Origin of the sequence: Komagataeibacter sp. FNDCR2, from assembly GCF_021295395.1 — a bacterium.
Taxonomy (GTDB): domain Bacteria; phylum Pseudomonadota; class Alphaproteobacteria; order Acetobacterales; family Acetobacteraceae; genus Komagataeibacter.
Window position 1 is genome coordinate 1 of sequence record NZ_JAIWOU010000003.1, and the last position, 17,295, is coordinate 17,295.

At 48.8% G+C, this 17,295-nt stretch carries 11 protein-coding genes and 6 pseudogenes; 8 read left to right on the forward strand and 9 right to left on the reverse strand.

Annotated elements, in window-relative coordinates; genetic code table 11:
* Both LDL28_RS14785 and LDL28_RS15755 read left to right on the forward strand, forming a co-directional pair.
* On the forward strand, positions 1-320 hold a 320-nt coding region (locus LDL28_RS14785), incomplete at its 5' end, for an integrase core domain-containing protein (protein ID WP_233059441.1).
* 466 nt (positions 321-786) lie between these two features.
* Entirely contained in the window at positions 787-2,955 is a 2,169-nt protein-coding gene (locus tag LDL28_RS15755; RefSeq protein WP_233059442.1) for a glycosyltransferase, read from the forward strand.
* 374 nt (positions 2,956-3,329) lie between these two features.
* Here LDL28_RS15755 and LDL28_RS14795 read toward each other — a convergent pair.
* Together LDL28_RS14795 and LDL28_RS14800 are read right to left on the reverse strand one after the other, a co-directional pair.
* Positions 3,330-3,829 (reverse strand): annotated as a pseudogene (locus tag LDL28_RS14795) (IS3 family transposase); the annotation flags it as partial.
* Positions 3,830-3,940: 111 nt separating this feature from the next.
* Entirely contained in the window at positions 3,941-5,089 is a 1,149-nt protein-coding gene (locus tag LDL28_RS14800) for a Gfo/Idh/MocA family protein (protein WP_233059443.1), read from the reverse strand.
* A 463-nt stretch (positions 5,090-5,552) separates the two neighbouring features.
* Here LDL28_RS14800 and LDL28_RS14805 point away from each other — a divergent pair, with 463 nt between their 5' ends.
* Positions 5,553-6,578 (forward strand): AAA family ATPase, encoded by a 1,026-nt coding sequence (locus LDL28_RS14805; RefSeq protein ID WP_233059444.1) that lies wholly within the window; start codon positions 5,553-5,555, stop codon positions 6,576-6,578.
* Positions 6,579-6,582: 4 nt separating this feature from the next.
* Positions 6,583-7,479, forward strand: a complete 897-nt coding sequence (locus tag LDL28_RS14810; protein WP_233059445.1) for a ParB/RepB/Spo0J family partition protein — start codon at positions 6,583-6,585, stop codon at positions 7,477-7,479.
* 250 nt (positions 7,480-7,729) lie between these two features.
* On the opposite strand, the pseudogene LDL28_RS14815 reads toward LDL28_RS14810, so the two are convergent.
* The 3 genes and pseudogenes from LDL28_RS14815 to LDL28_RS14825 form a co-directional block, all read right to left on the reverse strand.
* A pseudogene (locus LDL28_RS14815) lies at positions 7,730-8,759 on the reverse strand (IS3 family transposase).
* Between the two features lie 127 nt (positions 8,760-8,886).
* A pseudogene (locus LDL28_RS14820) lies at positions 8,887-9,225 on the reverse strand (IS701 family transposase); the annotation flags it as partial.
* A 109-nt stretch (positions 9,226-9,334) separates the two neighbouring features.
* Positions 9,335-11,467 carry an HAD-IIIC family phosphatase gene (locus tag LDL28_RS14825; protein ID WP_233059446.1) on the reverse strand — a complete coding sequence of 711 codons (2,133 nt, stop codon included), beginning with the start codon at positions 11,465-11,467 and terminating at the stop codon, positions 9,335-9,337.
* A 134-nt stretch (positions 11,468-11,601) separates the two neighbouring features.
* Here LDL28_RS14825 and LDL28_RS14830 point away from each other — a divergent pair.
* Positions 11,602-11,811, forward strand: a pseudogene (locus tag LDL28_RS14830) (transposase); the annotation flags it as partial.
* Between the two features lie 11 nt (positions 11,812-11,822).
* Here the strand turns inward: LDL28_RS14830 and LDL28_RS14835 are convergent.
* A protein-coding gene (locus LDL28_RS14835; RefSeq protein ID WP_233059519.1) for an IS5 family transposase occupies positions 11,823-12,601 on the reverse strand; the annotation gives its coding sequence in 2 pieces (ribosomal slippage) (positions 11,823-12,247 and positions 12,247-12,601; 780 coding nt in all).
* 59 nt (positions 12,602-12,660) lie between these two features.
* Between LDL28_RS14835 and LDL28_RS14840 the strand changes: the two are divergent.
* Both LDL28_RS14840 and rfaD read left to right on the forward strand, forming a co-directional pair.
* A pseudogene (locus tag LDL28_RS14840) lies at positions 12,661-12,792 on the forward strand (integrase core domain-containing protein); the annotation flags it as partial.
* A gap of 72 nt (positions 12,793-12,864) precedes the next feature.
* On the forward strand, positions 12,865-13,842 hold the full coding sequence (gene rfaD / locus LDL28_RS14845) for an ADP-glyceromanno-heptose 6-epimerase (RefSeq protein ID WP_233059447.1): 978 nt from the start codon (positions 12,865-12,867) through the stop codon (positions 13,840-13,842).
* A gap of 106 nt (positions 13,843-13,948) precedes the next feature.
* Here the strand turns inward: rfaD and LDL28_RS14850 are convergent, their stop codons facing one another.
* The 3 genes and pseudogenes from LDL28_RS14850 to LDL28_RS14860 all read right to left on the reverse strand — a co-directional run bounded on the left by LDL28_RS14850 (position 13,949) and on the right by LDL28_RS14860 (position 15,551).
* Positions 13,949-14,071 carry an integrase core domain-containing protein gene (locus LDL28_RS14850; protein ID WP_370636414.1) on the reverse strand — a complete coding sequence of 41 codons (123 nt, stop codon included), beginning with the start codon at positions 14,069-14,071 and terminating at the stop codon, positions 13,949-13,951.
* A 16-nt stretch (positions 14,072-14,087) separates the two neighbouring features.
* Positions 14,088-14,250: pseudogene (locus LDL28_RS14855) on the reverse strand (transposase); the annotation flags it as partial.
* A gap of 107 nt (positions 14,251-14,357) precedes the next feature.
* Entirely contained in the window at positions 14,358-15,551 is a 1,194-nt protein-coding gene (locus tag LDL28_RS14860; protein WP_233059448.1) for a lipopolysaccharide biosynthesis protein, read from the reverse strand.
* 656 nt (positions 15,552-16,207) lie between these two features.
* Between LDL28_RS14860 and LDL28_RS14865 the strand changes: the two genes are divergently transcribed.
* Entirely contained in the window at positions 16,208-17,290 is a 1,083-nt protein-coding gene (locus LDL28_RS14865) for a glycoside hydrolase family 5 protein (RefSeq protein WP_233059449.1), read from the forward strand.
* The last annotated feature ends 5 nt before the right edge of the window (positions 17,291-17,295 follow it).

Here is a 17,295-nt window from a genome sequence, read left to right on the forward strand (position 1 = left end):
CCCGCTTCACCAAAGTATTGGAGGAACGCCAGATGCATATCAGCATGGACGGCCGTGGCCGGTGGCTGGACAATGTCTTCATCGAGCGTCTGTGGCGGTCACTGAAATACGAATGCGTCTACCTGCATGCTTTTGAGACCGGCTTAGATCTCCGTGCGGGTCTTGCGAAGTGGATCGCCCATTATAACGGGCAGCGTCCGCATATCGCACTGGGTGGACGCACGCCCGATGAGGCGTATCATACCGCACCAACGCCATCTGGTCCGGGATTAACCCCGGACCAGATGGCCAGCAGCAATGCCGTCAGCATGGCGGTATGACATTAATCGGGTATAGCTTATTCAACCCCCAAAACTCTCCGAACAAACGGGGCGACTTCTAATTACCAATCATCATTCAATTTAATAAATTAATGGGGCCTGATCTGAGACGATTCCCAAGTCGGGAAGGGCAATGCTTCGGTTCCGAATTGCCTCGAGGCTTAAACAGAGTGCAACAGTCATTAAGACGTCCTTTGCAACACCGCGGACGAAGGCACAATGATGTGCCCACTTTCTGCCGTTATTTCATCTAACAGGCCGATAGCCACAGGTCTCATTACAGGCAGAAGGCTTGACATCGTTCCATCATATTGGAGTGACTTTTTGCGTTTCCCTATCGATAGACATCGCAGCCAAGATATGCTCAAAAGATACCAAAGCAGCATCTACCTCTGAGACGGAGACCAAATGCGGAGTTAGGCTTGCGTCTCGATGTGATGGTTGAAAAAACGGTGAGGTTAAATACGTGGCGTTTTCCTTCGGCAACAAAAACCGCTCCCTTGCTCGGGCTGCGAATGCTCAAAGAGACAAGAATAATTGGGATGCAGCAGCTGAACTTTATCGGGAGTATCTTGGCAGAGAAGGAAAAAACGCACAAACTTTCGCATATATAGTTCAACTTGGAAATTGCCTCAAGGAAGCCGGACGATACGAAGAAGCGCTTGTTGCTTACAATGACGCCGAATGCATTGATGGACGTAATGCTGATCTCTATCTTCAGCGTGGCCATCTTTTCAAGCTGATGCAGAATTATCCGGCTGCTGCTTATGCCTATCAGAAAGCCTATAATCTTGATCCAGGCAATGAGTATGCCAAACACGAGATTGAGGCCGGCGGTGCCTTGGCTATCTCCGGTCTTGACTTGCCGGTAGGCGATCAGAACCTGCGTACCATTTGGTTCGACGTTACTGATTTCATTGAATATGCACGCCACAATGTCAGCCTGAGCGGCATCCAGCGCGTTTGCGCAAACCTTGTCCTTTATGTGGAGAAACTGAAGCTTAGTGGGTTTCGGGTCATTCCGGTATTGCCTGATTATGGTCGGAAAGAAGTTCTTTCCGTAACGATGGGTAGTTTCCTAAAGCTGGTCAATGCCTTCGATGAAGAAGTTGTTAATCATGAACGAATTATCAAGGATGTACAGAAGGTAATTGATAGTAGGACGCTCGTCTATCCGACCAAGGGTGATATATTCATGGTTGCGGGCGCTTTCTGGATATTCGATAATTACGATATGATAATGGATATCCGGCGGGATGGGATTAAATTTGGATTGTTTATCCACGATCTTATCCAAATCCGAGACGAAGATTACGTTATGCCGGATGCAAAAGACCGGTTTCAGGTACATTTTTCAGATGCCATAGATGTCTGCGACTTCGTGTTGACCAACTCCCAATATGTTGCGGGAGACGTGGAAAGATACCTGCAGGAGGCAAAAGGGCGCCACATACCTGTTAAGGCAGTTGTCCTGCCAACTGAATTAAAGGTGACGCAAAGCAGGAATATACCTCGGAATAAAAATATAAAATTTATTGGAAATACAGAGTACGTACTTTGTGTTTCAACTATAGAAGTCCGGAAAAACCATTCTCTATTAATATCTGTGTGGGAAAAACTTTTCGAGGAACTGGGCGACAAGACACCTTATCTTGTTCTGGTCGGCAAATGGGGATGGCAGATCGATGAGTTCCGAAAATACATAGAGGAAAAAGGCTATGTTGGAGACTGGCTATTCATATTCAACGGCATTTCAGATGTCGAAATGGAATATCTGTATAGGCATAGCTTATTCACAGTCTATCCAAGTTTCGCGGAAGGCTTCGGGCTGCCGATTGGTGAGAGCTTAGTCTACGGAAAGCCCTGTATCGCTTCGAATACAACGTCCATGCCTGAAGTAGGCGGTGATTTCGTACGCTATATCGACCCTTTCGACTGGAAAGCCGCGTATCCGACTATTCGCCAGCCTATTTTCGACCGGGCTGACCTTAAGCAGTGGACGGAACGTATTCAACAGGAATTCAAACCCAAACGTTGGGCGGATTTCTGTGAGGAATTCTTTCACGCCGTCGTGGATTGTGCCGAAGAGACGGATAATAACGAGGTTTCTTCGCTCGTTCCACTTCCTCCGAATCTGCTCATCAATGGTGGTGACTACGATATTCTCATTGGAGCTTTAGAAAAAAAGCCTCTTATTACTTTCCGTGCTGCGCGCTTTAATAACTGGCATCCATCAGAGCATTGGGGGGTTTGGAGTTCGGATCGCCGCTGTGAGATCTCTTTTCGTTCGCCTTTTTCCGAAGGGGAAACCGCAGATATTTTTTTCCAACTTCGCCGCGCTCCTTCCCAGGATCTCGATCCATTCGTGATTGTCGATGCCGGATTGGGCAAACAAAAAATCACGCTCACAGAACATCCTACCTTTTATCGCTTCACTGGTGTGGTAGGAGAAAATGGGAGCCTGCATATCCGGTTTCTCGCTCGTGGAAAGTTTCCTGCCAATGATGGAAGGGGTATCTATATTGGCTGGAGCGGTCTCGCCTATTGTCGTCACGATGATCCTGCGGCCCAGGCTGTTACTTTGGCCGCTCTTGTACCGTCTGGCACCTCGCTTCAGACGACCAACCTGAACTGATGATATAGAATAGCGTCAGAATTCTATTGCTGATCTCAGGACCTGTTAATTTATTGAACTGAGCGGGCTGTTGTGATTCACAGTCTTACCAATGGAGGTGAGGCTGTGAGTGACGTGTTTTTTCTGTCTGAGAGCCAGATAGAGAAGATCAGATGGTGTTCTCCTCTGGCTATGGGGTTGCGCGCGTGGATGATCGGCGGGTTATGAACGAGATCGTTTATATGATCCAAAACGGGCGATAGGCTCAGGACTTGTCTTATGAAATCCGGGTCGCTGTATGCGATAAAGGCAGCATTCAGGAGCAGGCCACCTCCTGGATGCTGGAGAGAGTGGGTCCAGTCAGGACAGGTCATAATGGACCACTGACCCTGCCCGGTGCCGTTGTTGCTGACGATCATCATGGGAAAGCCGCGATGTTGCCCGATCCGGTCTGGCTCGCGGGCGAGCCGTTCACCCCTGTCAGCACGCGGAAGCGCCGTCCGTTTTCAGGGCGTCCGAGACAAAAGCCAGGCCCCAGCGCTAATTGGGGCTGTCGGGCAGCCGCATTTGCGAGCGGGTGCCCATGCCCGTTTCCGGTCGCGACGCTTGCGGACCGACAACCCTTCCCCGCAATACAGCCGGAACAGCTTCTTGTGGTTCATGGTCACTCCCTCGCGCTCCAGAAGGATGTGCAGGCGCCGGTAAGCCGAACCGGCGTCGTTCGCCCGCAAGATCGCGCAGCCGACCGCACGCCTCGGTATCATCCGGACGGCATGACGCATAGCGCCACATCTTCGGGTGCATGCCGATCAGGCGGCAAGACCGTCGCTGCGAGTCACGGCGTCACGCCGCAAACCGGGCGTCACGAGTTTTTTGCCAGCAGTTCCTTTAGCGTCTGTCTCCAGTGAACAGATCTTACTTCAAACTCATCTCCACTACGGCAGACTACATCAAGGTCTAACAGGCCCTATGAGAAGAAGTAATTTGTAGACATGAAATACCATATTCATGAAGAAAAATCAAAACTGGTTTCAACCAGATAGTCGTGCCTTCCAGCATGTAGGGCCAATAATACCTCAGTCAAATGCAGCAGGACCTGTCCGGAAAAAAACGGTGTCTGACCAGAATGTATTGCCTTGGCCTGCTCCTGCACTCCCGCCATAAAATTAATCTGGGAGGGATAAGCAGGAAGTTTGGGAACCTCCCTGGGAGATGGATAGGATAGTTTTTTTCCTTTGTACAACCGAAACGGAAGTCGACGACCCGCTCGGCTTTCAATCCCGTCCACTATCCTTTGCCATAAGGAGGGCTTATAATGTTTGGAAAGATTTATAGGGGAACTATTATCCCATAAATCTCGTACGGCTATTGCCCCCTTTTCTCCCAAGATTGTCATTGAACGGTCACGTGGTGCCGCCAGTCCACAGGTGAGGCGGGCTACCACTCCGTTACGAAATACCAGACAACCGACAGAAAAATCAGGTGCAAGTTTTACATTGCGCGTTTCTTTTCCTTTGTCAGGAAAGGTAAGAGCAGAAAAAGCTGAAATGTGAGCCACTGGACCAAACAGGCCAATCAACCAGGTCAATGCGTAACCTGCATGCTCCAATGTGCAACCGATTTCAAATTCATGGGCCCCTGGCCAAGGTGCGCCTGACCGACTTCTCCATTTCTGCCAGTTCGCCATAAAAACAGGACCATCCTCCATTTCCGCATACACCAGGGTTGGACGTCCAATCTGTCCTTTCTTGATCTGTTGTTTTGTTAAATGGAAAGCATTACTTAACGCGTTTGCAGGGGCCCCGCAAATTATCAGGCCTTTTTCTTTAGCCAGAGAAATCAATGTTTTTGCATCTTCTACGGATAAGGCCAGAGGTTTCTCGCAATAAACATGCTTATCCGCATCCAGAGCGGCCTTGTTAATTAAAAAATGACTCTCAGGCGTTGTTAAATTGACAACAATATCTATGCTTTTATCATTCAGGATTTCGTGAAGACTATTGCAAGATCTTACTTTATAGAAAGTGCAGAAAACTTTCAGTCTATTTTGGTCCCGGTCCCACGCGCCAACCAGATGTAAGTCTGGATAGTTCTCTAGTGTCCTCATATAATAATCAGAGACATATCCAGTCCCAATAAAGGCGATATTTGTCATGTAATAACCCCTAATGAAATTCATATATATAAGATTTAATCCTGCCTCTCTGGACTTTTGCATATTTTTGTTACGCTTATTAATACAAAAATGCTGTCCAGGATGCAGAAAATATATGTATTTTAGTAACAAATCTCCAAGGCTGCAATAAACTAGGGCCAGTCCCCAGAAAACCCAAAAACTGCTTTTATCCCATAAGAGTTCGTTAAAGCTTCCGGTGCTCCCGTTTCGCGCGGGTTTTCTGATATAATATAGTGCCCGCACATGCAGATATTCCTCGATAAGATCATTATTGGTGTTGGAAGAACAGAGTACCATACCTTCGGGTCAATGTTGATATATCACAGTTCGCGAAATTTCTGGATGTGTTCCCAACCTGATCCGGGCTGTTGAGTGTTGAGTGTTGACTGTTGAGTGTTGATGGTGTGAAGTCGGGTCATTCTCACGGCATGCGAGGCCCTTTATGTTCGCCTTTAAATCCATTCGCACTCAGCTTGGTTTGTCGCAAACCCAGTTAAAAGATCTCCTTAATGAACGGCTTCAGCGCAATTATGATCGCCATACGATTTCGCGATGGGAGAACGGAAAACAAGCCATACCTCAGGATGTCGCAACCGAACTTCAGGCGCTGGCGGAACGCAAGCCTCAGGACACAAGAGTCATAACGTTTGCAAACCAGAAAGGTGGCGTCGGCAAGACAACCAGCGCCCTTAATATCGGATTTGCGCTGACAAGACTGAATTACAGGGTACTTCTCATCGATGCGGATCCGCAGGCCAGTGCGACTTCGGCTCTTATAGGGAATGATATCGTATCCATATATCGCAATGGCCGTACACTGGATGCATCGCTTCTCAAGGACGTTCCCTTTGCTGACGTGATCCTGCCCAAGGGCACCGAACTCTCATCCGGTCGACAGATCCCCTTTGCCTTTGCTCCCAGCCATATAGATTTGGCCGAAGTCGATGTGCGCCGAGAGCCGGGTACGGAAGGTTTGCTGAGAGAAGCTATTTCTTCGGTAAGATCCGCCTATGATTTTATTATAATCGATAGTCCGCCTCATCTGGGGTTTCTCACATGGATGGCCCTGACGGCGGCCCATGCTGTGTACATACCCGTCCGGACAGAACCCTATGATGTAATGGGTGTAAACCTGATTCTGGATACCATTTCCAAAGTTCACCGCCGCTCCAACCCCAGATTACGAATAGGTGGCGTAATTCCTACGCAGTTCTCCCAGACGCAATATGTTGATATCGGCATCGTTACGCATCTTATTGAGGTATTGAAGGGGCGCACGGAAATTCTGGAGCCGGTCCCCAGCAGTACGGCCTATAGTAATGCTGCATGGGCTTCAAAGATACCTGCCGAACTAACCCCGCGTAATCCCGCCATACAGCCGTATATACGTCTTGCTGAGGCGATTGCGAACGGGACAGTCCCGGTCAAGGCATCTGATATTCTATCCACGACGATCGCATCGGAGTAATTCCATGACGCGGCGGTTCAAGGCTCGCGGGGCTTCCCCCTTTCTTACAGCGCAGGCCGGTCTGATGAGTAAGGTTGAAACACCTTTTCTAAACGCCAGCCGGTTCAATCATACTTTTGAGGTTCCGCTGGATAAAGTCTCAGCGGATCCATCTCAGCCAAGAAAGATATTTGACCAACAGGAACTCGACCAACTGGCTGATTCCTTCAGGCTGCATGGACAGCTGCAACCCATTCTTCTGCGCCCGGAACCGGGGAAAGATGGTGAATGGATTATTGTAGCGGGAGAACGGCGCTGGCGTGCTGCCGTCCAGCTTGGATGGCCCGCGCTTCTTGCAATCGAGCACACCGGCGACCATGAGAGCGCCAGTCTGGTCGAAAACCTGTTAAGAGTAGATCTATCCGCAGTAGATGAGGCTCGAGGCTTCAAGAAGCTTATGGACCATAACAACTGGTCACAGAGTGAAATGGCGAGGCAGTTGGGGCTAAGCCAACCGCGGATCAATAGATCCCTACGTATACTCGAGTTGCCTGATGAATTTTTGGAAAAGGCGTCTGAGTTACGGATCCCTGTGAATGTCCTCGTGTCGATTGTAAGGGAGGAGGACAGCAGTCAACAAAATTTACTTATGCAGCAGGCTATGGAAGGAGATCTCACAGTCTCCGCAGCAAATCAGACCCGGAAAATCAAGTCGGGTCCGGCATCACCCAGGGCCGTGGGATCCGTGCCTTCTGAATGGAAGAAAAAGTTAGCTTCTTCCATTAAAGCAATTAAACGGTTTTCTCAGCAATGTAGTGAAATGCCGCATAGATCGATCATCCTGTCACAGAATGATCGAGATACTCTTGAAGCTGCACGGGAAACTATTGACATTTTGCTATCCGGAACCAGACCTGAATGAGGCCGCTTCTGTCATCTGACGGGAGGGGACACCCGCTATGCAACGTTGCATAGCGGGTTTTTATGCATAGAGGACACAGATCTCATCCATAATAAATTAGGTTCAATTTATAATTGCGAATGGTGATCTACCAGATCCTGTTGGGAATTATGCTTTTTTGAAGTCTTTGGATGTGTTCCAAAGGCCGCATGGATTGCCCGGACCGGCAATCCGTGGCGGGACTGACCCTACTCCGAACGTGCCCTCATTTTTAAGTTAGGGTCTGTGGGTTGTTGTATGTCTTATTGGCGTGTTGTGCGAAAGCCTCTGGCGTCATGCCGTTGGGGCTGGTGTGGGGCCTGACGGCATTGTAATCAGCGCTCCAGGTCTCGATGACCGAGCGGGCGTGGGCGAGGTTGCGGAATAGATGCTCGTTGAGGCATTCGCCCCGGAACCAGCCGTTGAAGCTCTCGACGAACCCGCTCTGCTGCGGCCTGCCCGGTGCGATGCAGTGCCACAGCACCGACCCCGTTTTTGCTGCCAGGACAGGATCGCGTTTGAGGCCATCCCGGTGCCGTCGTCGCCGACGATCATCATGGGAAAGCCGCGATGTTCCTCGATCCGGTCTGGCTCGCGGGCGAGCCGTTCATCTGACAACGACGTATCCGCCACCAACGCCAGGCACTCCCGCGTGTAGTTGTCCACTCCTGCCAGCACGCGGAAGCGCCATCCGTTGTTCAGGGCATCTGAGACAAAATCCAGGCTCCAGCGCTGATTGGGGCCGTCGGGCAGCAGCATTGGCGAGCGCGTGCCCATTGCCCGTTTTCCGGCCGCCACGCTTGCGGACCGACAGTCCTTCCTCGCGATACAGCCGGAACAGCTTCTTGTGGTTCATGGTCACTCCCTCGCGCTCCAGAGGATGTGCAGGCGCCAGGCGTCGTTCGCCCGCAAGATCGTGCAGCCAACCGCACGCCCCGGCATCATCCGGACGGCATGACGCATAGCGCCACGTCTCCGGGTCCATGCCGATCAGGCGGCCGGCCCGCCGCTGCGAGTAATCCCGTCGGTCACCGCCCAGGTCACGGTGTCACGCCGCAAACCGGGCGTCACGAGTTTTTTGCCAGCGGGTCCTTCAGCTTCGCGTTCTCTTCTTCAGGAGCCTTGAGCCGCCGCACTGCCGGCACTTCCATCCCGCCGTATTTCGATCGCCACGTGTAGAAGGTCGCATCGCTGACCCCGTACCTGCGGCACAGATCGGCCGCCGTGGCGCCCGCCTGATGCACCTTCAGGATCCCGATGATCTGGTCCTGTTAAAACATGCTTTCTGCATCGTCTGTCTCCAGTGGACAGACCTTACTCCAAATCGAGGGCATGTCAGGGGGCAAGGTCACCCGTATAATACTGTTGCCCCACATCGCAGGACGCCTAGCCTTTCTTCAGAAAACCGGTCTTCTCGATGACCAGCACGCTATCTTCAGTGCCCAGATGCTCGATCACATGGTCCCTGACGACATCTCGAAGGGCATCGGCATCCCATAGCCCGCGACCAAGAGCTGATTGTTGCCGGCATGGAACTCGATCTCCTGCTGCTTCCTCACGCATTCATCCTGTCTTGCGCGGTTCATTGCCAATCAGGACATCGAAAAAGGCACGCGCAGAAGCCGCAACACGCTTCTGCGCATACAGCGGTATAATCCGCTCCTTGGCTACCCGAAGCCCAGACGCCCACAGTTCCAGCGTCTCTTCAATTGACGCCCCGCCATTCATGAAATCCTGAATCTTGGTGACCCATAGCGGCAGAGCTCATCATAAAACGCAACTGTATTCAAGACCTAATAAGACTTGATACTGAGAAAGTTTTCACTATTTAGAATAATCATATAAGCTCTTTAATTATAAGATTAGACGTAACAAAATTATCTTCAGAAAACCACTTCCGAAGTTCGTGAACCATATCAATTTCTACCCGGCATCCGTCCGGTATAATTAAATCCTCTCTTGGTATATAAATTTTAACTTCTTTATACTCATCGGGTAGTAACATCTCAATTTCGCCGACTCGGTTTCCATCCCACAGTATAACAGAACTATTTCTATCACGTATATGATAGGAAATATTAATTGGATATCTGTCTGATGCCCAAATATCATTGCTTGCATTGTGAATAATACAGTCAAGAACTATATTTTTAGATTGAATATAATATTTTTCAACTTTCACGGATCCTGATGTAGAGAAAATGCTCTGAATCCAATCCGGATGAATAGGGGCAACTACTGTCTCAAACCAGCCATTACCACAGTCTTTAAATCCTGATTGTGCAAAATAAGAATGACAGGTGTGGTTTCTACCGGTATCAATAATATTAGCGCGTACGACATTGTGCTGAAGCAAAATATATTTCGTGGCAATGCGTAACATCGCAACTTCCACAGCGAATCCAAACACTCGACATGAAAGAACTATCTGTAATATATTTTCACCACTCACTAACACGCAACCGATCAATCCATTATCGACAAGTCGGTCCACCATAAAGGCACAAATAATAACCCCACCACTTTCAAATAAGTTATTAATTTCACTCGTATTCCATCGTTTTCCTGTCGTATTGAATTGGTTTGTCTTATTTATTAGCTCGACGGCACGATTAAAATTTGGGTGTGTAGACGAATTTATAATGATATGCCGCTGTCGTATATTTAATGAATGGACCCATTCCTCCCGAGACATAGAAGCTTGTTCCTCGCGACGAGCAATCGATGCTTGAACAGTCTGTGTGCGGGTACGGGATTCTGCCGAGATTTTATCAACCTGGGTTTCCGGAGATGTTAAAATTACTCGACGCCAATCATAATGTTGCCGCGACAAGGTTCGAATAGCAGGAAGGATGCGTCGAACCTCTTCAATTTCTCGGGGGTTGTCATCTATAAATAGTGTATTTTCAGGCAAAACATTTACGGATTTAAGTATTGATGTTATATTATTAGACTTACTATCAAAATTAATCGCAACAGCCGCAAAGTCGCTTAGATTTAATTCCCTGCCTATAATATTCTCAAATCTTTCCTTTGTTTCTTGTTCGTTGTTTTTGCTACAGATCGCCAACAATCCACCACGGGCTTTAAATATAAGTAGTGATTCGATTAGCCCCATCGGCCAACCTTCTATATATTCCCATGGTTGTTTGTTACTATCAGCAGCAACCCCACGCCACAATGTATCATCAAGATCAATAATGATTAGCTTAATAGTATCTTTTTTTGAAATAATAGCAAATGCATCTACAATTCTATCTGCAATAATGCTTTGTACCATCGCTGTTGTCTCAACATATGGGTACATGGCACTAGGTGGGGCTGAAATTTGTAAACGCTTTCCATCGTCTTCATAGACAATGAAATCATCAAAGATATATGAAGCGTGCCCTATATGAAAGAGTATGTCATCTTGCGTGGCAATGCGTCCCACCGTATTAAGTGCCTCATTGGTTTCAATGTAATATCCTTGCGGCATTTCCGAAATTGCGGCTTCTAAAACGCGATTAAGTTCTCTTATAAAGAAAACCGGATTATCAAGTGTATAATTTTTTGCTAGGATACCAAGGTAATTCTGTCTTGGTTCAATAAAACTCAAAAAAAAGCAGGGTATTTTATCTGAAATTTTCTGATAGTTTTTTATTTGATCTCTGATATAATCTGCACATGTAGAAAAATATTCATCCATCTCCGGGCGACCGATTAGTTTTGCCCATTTTGTCTCGCCCCCGGAGAAACTAAGTATATGTCGTAAAGTAATTGCAACTATGGCTCCATCATAGGCAGTGAAATCAATTTCTGGAAGCATCGAGGATGGAGTATTTTCCATCAAATGGTGATGGACTTCCCAGCCATCTGGGAACTTATCGCCAAGTGGCCAAACCGAACATTGCCCAAGAAGAAGCAATTTATGAGAAGGCGTTTCTTGATGGAGAGATTCGGCAGATACGCAAGGAAATGGCAAAACCATTATGTCATCACCATGATATTAGATAACAAAAATTGAGATTGTGTGGGGAATCTAGACTGATAGCTCGACTAGGTCTAGGGTCTGTTAGACCTTGAATGACAGAACGGACTGCATAGCTGTTTATGATGAGCATGATGCAGTCTGTCTTTTCTGATGCCGCCTGGTCCGTCTGGGAGCCTTTGATCGAGGAAGTCCGTCCGAAGGGCAAGACCCCACCGAAAAACCTTCGACGGACGATCTCCGCGATTTTCTGGCGCCATCAGAATGGCGCGAAATGGCACGCCCTTCCGCCTGAGTTTGGTCCCTGGTGGATTGCCGCACAATTGTTCATTCGCTGCTCGAAGCTTAGGGCCTGTTAGGCCTTGATATAGTCTGCTGTAGCAGCGATGAGGATGACGGAGAAGAAGGATGCGGCGGTCTTCTCGTATCGGGTCGCGACAGCCCGCCATTCCTTGAGTCTTGCCCAGAGATTTTCGGCCAGATGCCGGTGTCTGTAAGCCCATTTGGGACAGGCGACTTCTGGATCATTCTTCCTTGGCGGAATGACAGGACGAGATCCCCGGTTCCAAAGATACTCACGGAACTTGTGTGAGGCGTAACCACGATCGCAGACGACATAGATCGGTGGGGACGGCAGATCGTCGAGCAGGGCATAAGCGGATGGCAGTTCGTGTGCCTGTTCGGGCGACAGCGTGAAAGACAGTGCCTTGCCATGTCCATCCGCAGCTACGCAGACCTTGGTGCCAAAGCCTCCACGTGAGCGGCCAAGCGCCTCACGATCTCTGTAGCATTCACCGTATCCCCTTTTTTGGCGGCCCCGGCCGCCTTGTGATGGGCACGGATCGTCGTGCCATCGAGAAAGATCATGCCCAATGCCGGGTCCGCGCCTCTTACCTTTTCAAAGAGGCGCTGCCACACACCGAGTTTCGACCATCGAATGAACAGTTGTGCGGCAATCCACCAGGGACCAAACTCAGCCGGAAGGGCGCCCCGTTTCGCGCCGTTCTGATGGCGCCAGAAAATCGCGGAGATCGTCCGTCGAAGGTTTTTCGGTGGGGTCTTGCCCTTCGGACGGACTTCCTCGATCAAAGGCTCCCAGACGGACCAGGCGACATCAGAAAAGGCGGACTGCATCATGCTCATCATAAACAGCTATGCAGTCCGTTCTGTCATTCAAGGTCTAACAGACCCTAGATCTCCGTGCGGGTCTTGCGAAGTGGATCGGCCATTATAACGGGCAGCGTCCGCATACCGCGCTGGGTAGAGGCACGCCCGATGAGGCGTATCATACCGCACCAAAAAAATCAGCGAGGAGTGAGAAATAGAATACTAGTATTAGATAACACAATAGGTGATAATCTGATTTAACTATCATATATTCTCTATGGAATCTTAACATGATCGTTATTACAGGTGGAGCCGGTTTTATCGGTTCATATCTTCAGGCCAAATTTCATGCACTCGGGGAGGAGACTGTTGTTGTGGATTGGCTTGGGCATGAAGGAAAATGGCGCAATCTGCAGTATCATGCACCCTCATGTATTGTTGCTCCCGAAAATCTGGATGCATTCCTAGCATCGGAAACGAACATAAAAGCTGTTTTTCATATGGGTGCAATAAGTGAAACTATTGCCACGGATGGTGATCTAGTCTGGCATACAAATGTTACACTATCCCAGAAACTCTGGTCATGGTGTGCTGAACGGGATATAAGTTTTATTTATGCATCATCTGCAGCAACTTACGGTTCAGCCTCGACGAAAGTAGAATTTTCTGATGATCTGTCGAATCTTGATAAGCTACGCCCTCTCAATCTTTATGGTTGGTCCAAGCATGCATTCGATCTGTGGGTTGCAAAGCAGGTTCAAAAGGGAAGAAAGACACCCAAGCAATGGGTCGGCCTCAAGTTTTTCAATGTTTATGGCCCCAATGAATATCATAAAGGTAAGATGATTTCTGTTATAAAAGTAAAATATGACGATATTGTAAATGGTAGCCCTGCCAAACTCTTTAAGTCAGCTTCCGTATCTATACCGGATGGTCAACAGGCACGTGATTTTATTTGGGTTGGGGATGTAGTAGATGTAATGATATGGCTGTACGAAAATCCGCATGTCAATGGTCTGTTCAATTGTGGAACGGGGGTTGCCCGAACATATCTTGAACTCGCGTATGCCATATGTGATTCTCTTGGAAAGCCCCGGGAGGTTGATTTTATAGATATGCCTGCTAATCTTTTAGGTAATTATCAAAACTTTACCTGTGCTAATATGAATAATATTCGTAAGTGTGGATATGATAAATATTTTACAACACTAGAAGATGGTATAAACACTTACATAGATAAATTTTTAAAAGGTTCCATTTACTTTTGAATATTCCATTTAACCGTATGCCAAATTTATCGATAGAGGTGGTCCCGTTTGTTAGGACAGTTTTTAGGGTTGAATAAGTGACCCTGCTCCGAACGTGCCCTCATTTTTAAGTTAGGGTCTGTGGGTTGTTGTATGCCTTATTGGCGTGTCGGGCGGAAGCTTCTGGCGTTATGCCGTTGAGGCTGGTGTGGGGCCTGACGGCATTGTAGTCAGCGCGCCAGTCCTCAATGACCGAGCGGGCGTGGGCGAGGTTCCGGCACTTCCATCCCGCCGTATTTCGATCGCCACGTGTAGAAGGCCGGCATCGCTGATCCCGTGCCTGCGGCACAGATCGGCCACCGTGGTGCCTGCCTGATGCTCCTTCAGGATCTCAATGATCTGGTCCTGTGTGAAACGCGCTTTCTTTATCGTCTGTCTCCAGTGGACAGACCTTACTCCAAATCGAGGGCCTTTCAGGAGGCAGGGTCATAGGGTCAATTAATTCATTTTCGGTCAGACTCTGACCCTTTTCCATATTATGTCCGGGATGAGCTCCTGAACATACCATAAAAAACCATGGCCAGCGCGATAACCTGCATGGCCTGTCCAGCCATTGTTCCTGCAATTACAAATGGATAAGGTAAGAACAGGATAACGCCTGCCATGGCAACACAGGTGGCAAAAGCACCGAGGATATCTGTGTACGCCAGGGTTCGGAAGCGTCTGGCGGCCAGAAGCGCGCAACTTCCCCCGCTCAGAATACTACCAAGAATAACATTTCCGCCCCATAACAGGATAAAATTGGCTGTGTTGGCATAGTTCCCATGGTACAGAAGCCGTCTTAAAAAATCCCAATTTACGAAGACCAGAATACTCCAGAGAAAGCTTCCGATTACGGGGATCAGCGTCCCGGCAGCAAGAAATTTCCAGAACTGACGGTACCGATTTTCCGCCCACATATGGGCGATGCGTGGCAGGGCGGTCGACGTCCATGCGGCGCTGATCATCCATGCAGGGCGCAGGGCAATCTGTGTGGCGCTCAATACGGCAAGACCATTGGCACCATAATGCCATGCGGTCACGAAACTGAACAGACGGTTGGTTAGTTCGGACGAGGCCGCGCCAAGCAATATCCATCCAGAACTATGTAGATAATGCAAATAGGGCTTCATCTCCTGCCACTTCAGGGGCAGGCAGTGTTTCTTCATGAGACCTATCACAAAAACCAGTGCGCTCCCCCCATAGGCCAGACCGGAAATGAGCAGCCCGTCATTGGCGGTGGGTAAGTGGCCCGTGGTGTGATAGACGCCGATCATTACAAGAGAAAGAAGCAGGGCACAGCCGGTCAGACTGGCCGCCACCATGGTGCGCTGACGTGAAAAGGCAAGAGCCCTGGCATACTGGAACAGAAGGAAACCGGGGACGAATAACACGGCTCCCTCGGCACTGAAGATATTGCCCGCGTATGCCATTCCTTGGGAAAAAAGTTCCGTCAGGCAGGTCAGACCGATGATGAACATAATCTGTATAGTCAGAAAAAACTGTTCAGGCTTTTTGCGCTGTTCCGGATCAATATGGGGCAGGCTCATAAGATGGGAAGTTACAAGCGTTGACTGTGCCGTGCCTGCCATCCAGGCAATGGTCAACCAGAATGCATATACCCCATAGGCTTCGGGATGGCCGTCCCGCGCCATCCATATATTGACCGCGAAAGTGAGCAGAGCACCCATGGCTTGTTCAATGAAGGAAGTTAGGAAGCGCATGGACCATCATAGCTGTGAAAAAGATATGGCATATGGTGCATTATGCCTGTGATCTGCGATAGGGAAAATCTGGGAAGGGATTTACGATAGAAAACGTAAGCCCATAGCGGCAGGCCAGGAAAACATCCATAATGGCACAAAGATGAAGAAATTTCCCTGTTTGGGGTGAGCAGGGCAGATCATGGGTCCGACCTCACGCGAAGCAGGAACCGGAAAAGAGATAACGGCTGGTGAACCGTATTTTTAGCAGAAAACTCCAGATGTTGGGCGGGGCAGTCAGTTTGTGCATGCTGTTATGGAGTTTTCCCCTTCATGCTGATGAGCAGAAATGCGAATGGATATGGAATTGTACAAACGGGCCCTGTCGGCATATTCCCCAGTGCGAGCATAATTATGATATCGTGCCCCCGGAACCCATGGAACTCCCTCCAGTCTCCCCTCTGGATATGGGGTCACAGCCAGCGGCTCTCTACCCTCCTGCGGGCAATGAGACCTGCGTTCCCCAGCATATCTGTGACACGGCAGGAAACTGTGAATGGCAGACAAAATGCTGAATCCCGACCACATCGGGCCTCACCAGTATGGGCATATAGTTAAAAAATTCATGATCGAAGAAAGATAAAATGGTTTTCACGCGCAGGCAGATATTATCCGGAAGTACAGGGGCTGTATTAGCAACTTTTCTGGATAATCGCACAGCATGGGGTCACAGGACAAATACTGGTGACTTTACCTGCGGAATAAATTGTTCTGGTTTGGAAGATATACCCCCCGGCATTCCGACAGCGGCGATGCTCCATTACTATGCCAGCCAGGGTATAAGGCATATCCGTCTGCCGGGGTTATGGGAACATTTCCAGCCAAGACTAGGAGCAGATCTGGATACAGATTACTGCCATATTTACCGTTCTGTCATTGAACAGTGTAACACATTGAAAATAAGTGTAATTTGTGAGCCTTGTCATAATTATGGTCATTATCGGTCTATGGGACAGGATCTCTGTTTTGGGGATGGAAATCTGAAAGCAGCCCTGTTTGCCGATTTTTGGAAGAGATTTATTGAATTTTTTGGCGGTTTTTCCAACATCGCAGGTTGGGATCTCATGGGGGAGCCGTCCAACCTTCCCGGCGCTTCGATAGCGCAGCAAAGCTTTGCATGGCAGGAGGCTGCCCAGACTGCCATTATTGCAGTCAGACAGGCGGGAGATAGAAGACCTGTCTGGGTGGAAGGTTATGGGCACTCCAGTGCAGCATCATGGCCGGTCAATAACCCAACGCTTCATCTGTTACAGGATCCACTCAGGCGGCTGGTATTTTCAGCTCATTGCTATCTGGACCGTGATAATTCGGGCTCTCATTATTACTGGGATGAAGAAGTTTCGATAGGAGACCAGCTTTCAGGCAGCGCATTAACCACGGATATTGGCATAAAACGCCTCACACCATTTCTGGAGTGGCTGCGCACCCATAAACTCAAGGGGAATATTGGTGAGTGTGGGGTCGGGCGACAGGATCACCTGGGCACGCAGGATGATACGGGATGGTTAACTGTTCTGGAAACGACCATACGCTTTTGCTATGATCATAATATTCCATTTTATTACTGGGGAACGGGAAAAGATCTTGGTCCCGCTTATCCGTATGGATTGGAAGTGGATAATGGAAAAACTGCTCCTCAATGGAATATTCTGAAAAAATATCTATAAAATAT

Bases quoted from the DNA above. Each gene is read 5' to 3' on its own strand.
- LDL28_RS14800 (WP_233059443.1), bottom strand. From the start codon at position 5,089: ATGACAAATATCGCCTTTATTGGGACTGGATATGTCTCTGATTATTAT.
- LDL28_RS14810 (WP_233059445.1), top strand. From the start codon at position 6,583: ATGACGCGGCGGTTCAAGGCTCGCGGGGCTTCCCCCTTTCTTACAGCG.
- LDL28_RS14825 (WP_233059446.1), bottom strand. From the start codon at position 11,467: ATGGTTTTGCCATTTCCTTGCGTATCTGCCGAATCTCTCCATCAAGAA.
- LDL28_RS14860 (WP_233059448.1), bottom strand. From the start codon at position 15,551: ATGGGTGCTCTGCTCACTTTCGCGGTCAATATATGGATGGCGCGGGAC.
- LDL28_RS14805 (WP_233059444.1), top strand. From the start codon at position 5,553: ATGTTCGCCTTTAAATCCATTCGCACTCAGCTTGGTTTGTCGCAAACC.
- rfaD (WP_233059447.1), top strand. From the start codon at position 12,865: ATGATCGTTATTACAGGTGGAGCCGGTTTTATCGGTTCATATCTTCAG.
- LDL28_RS14865 (WP_233059449.1), top strand. From the start codon at position 16,208: ATGGTTTTCACGCGCAGGCAGATATTATCCGGAAGTACAGGGGCTGTA.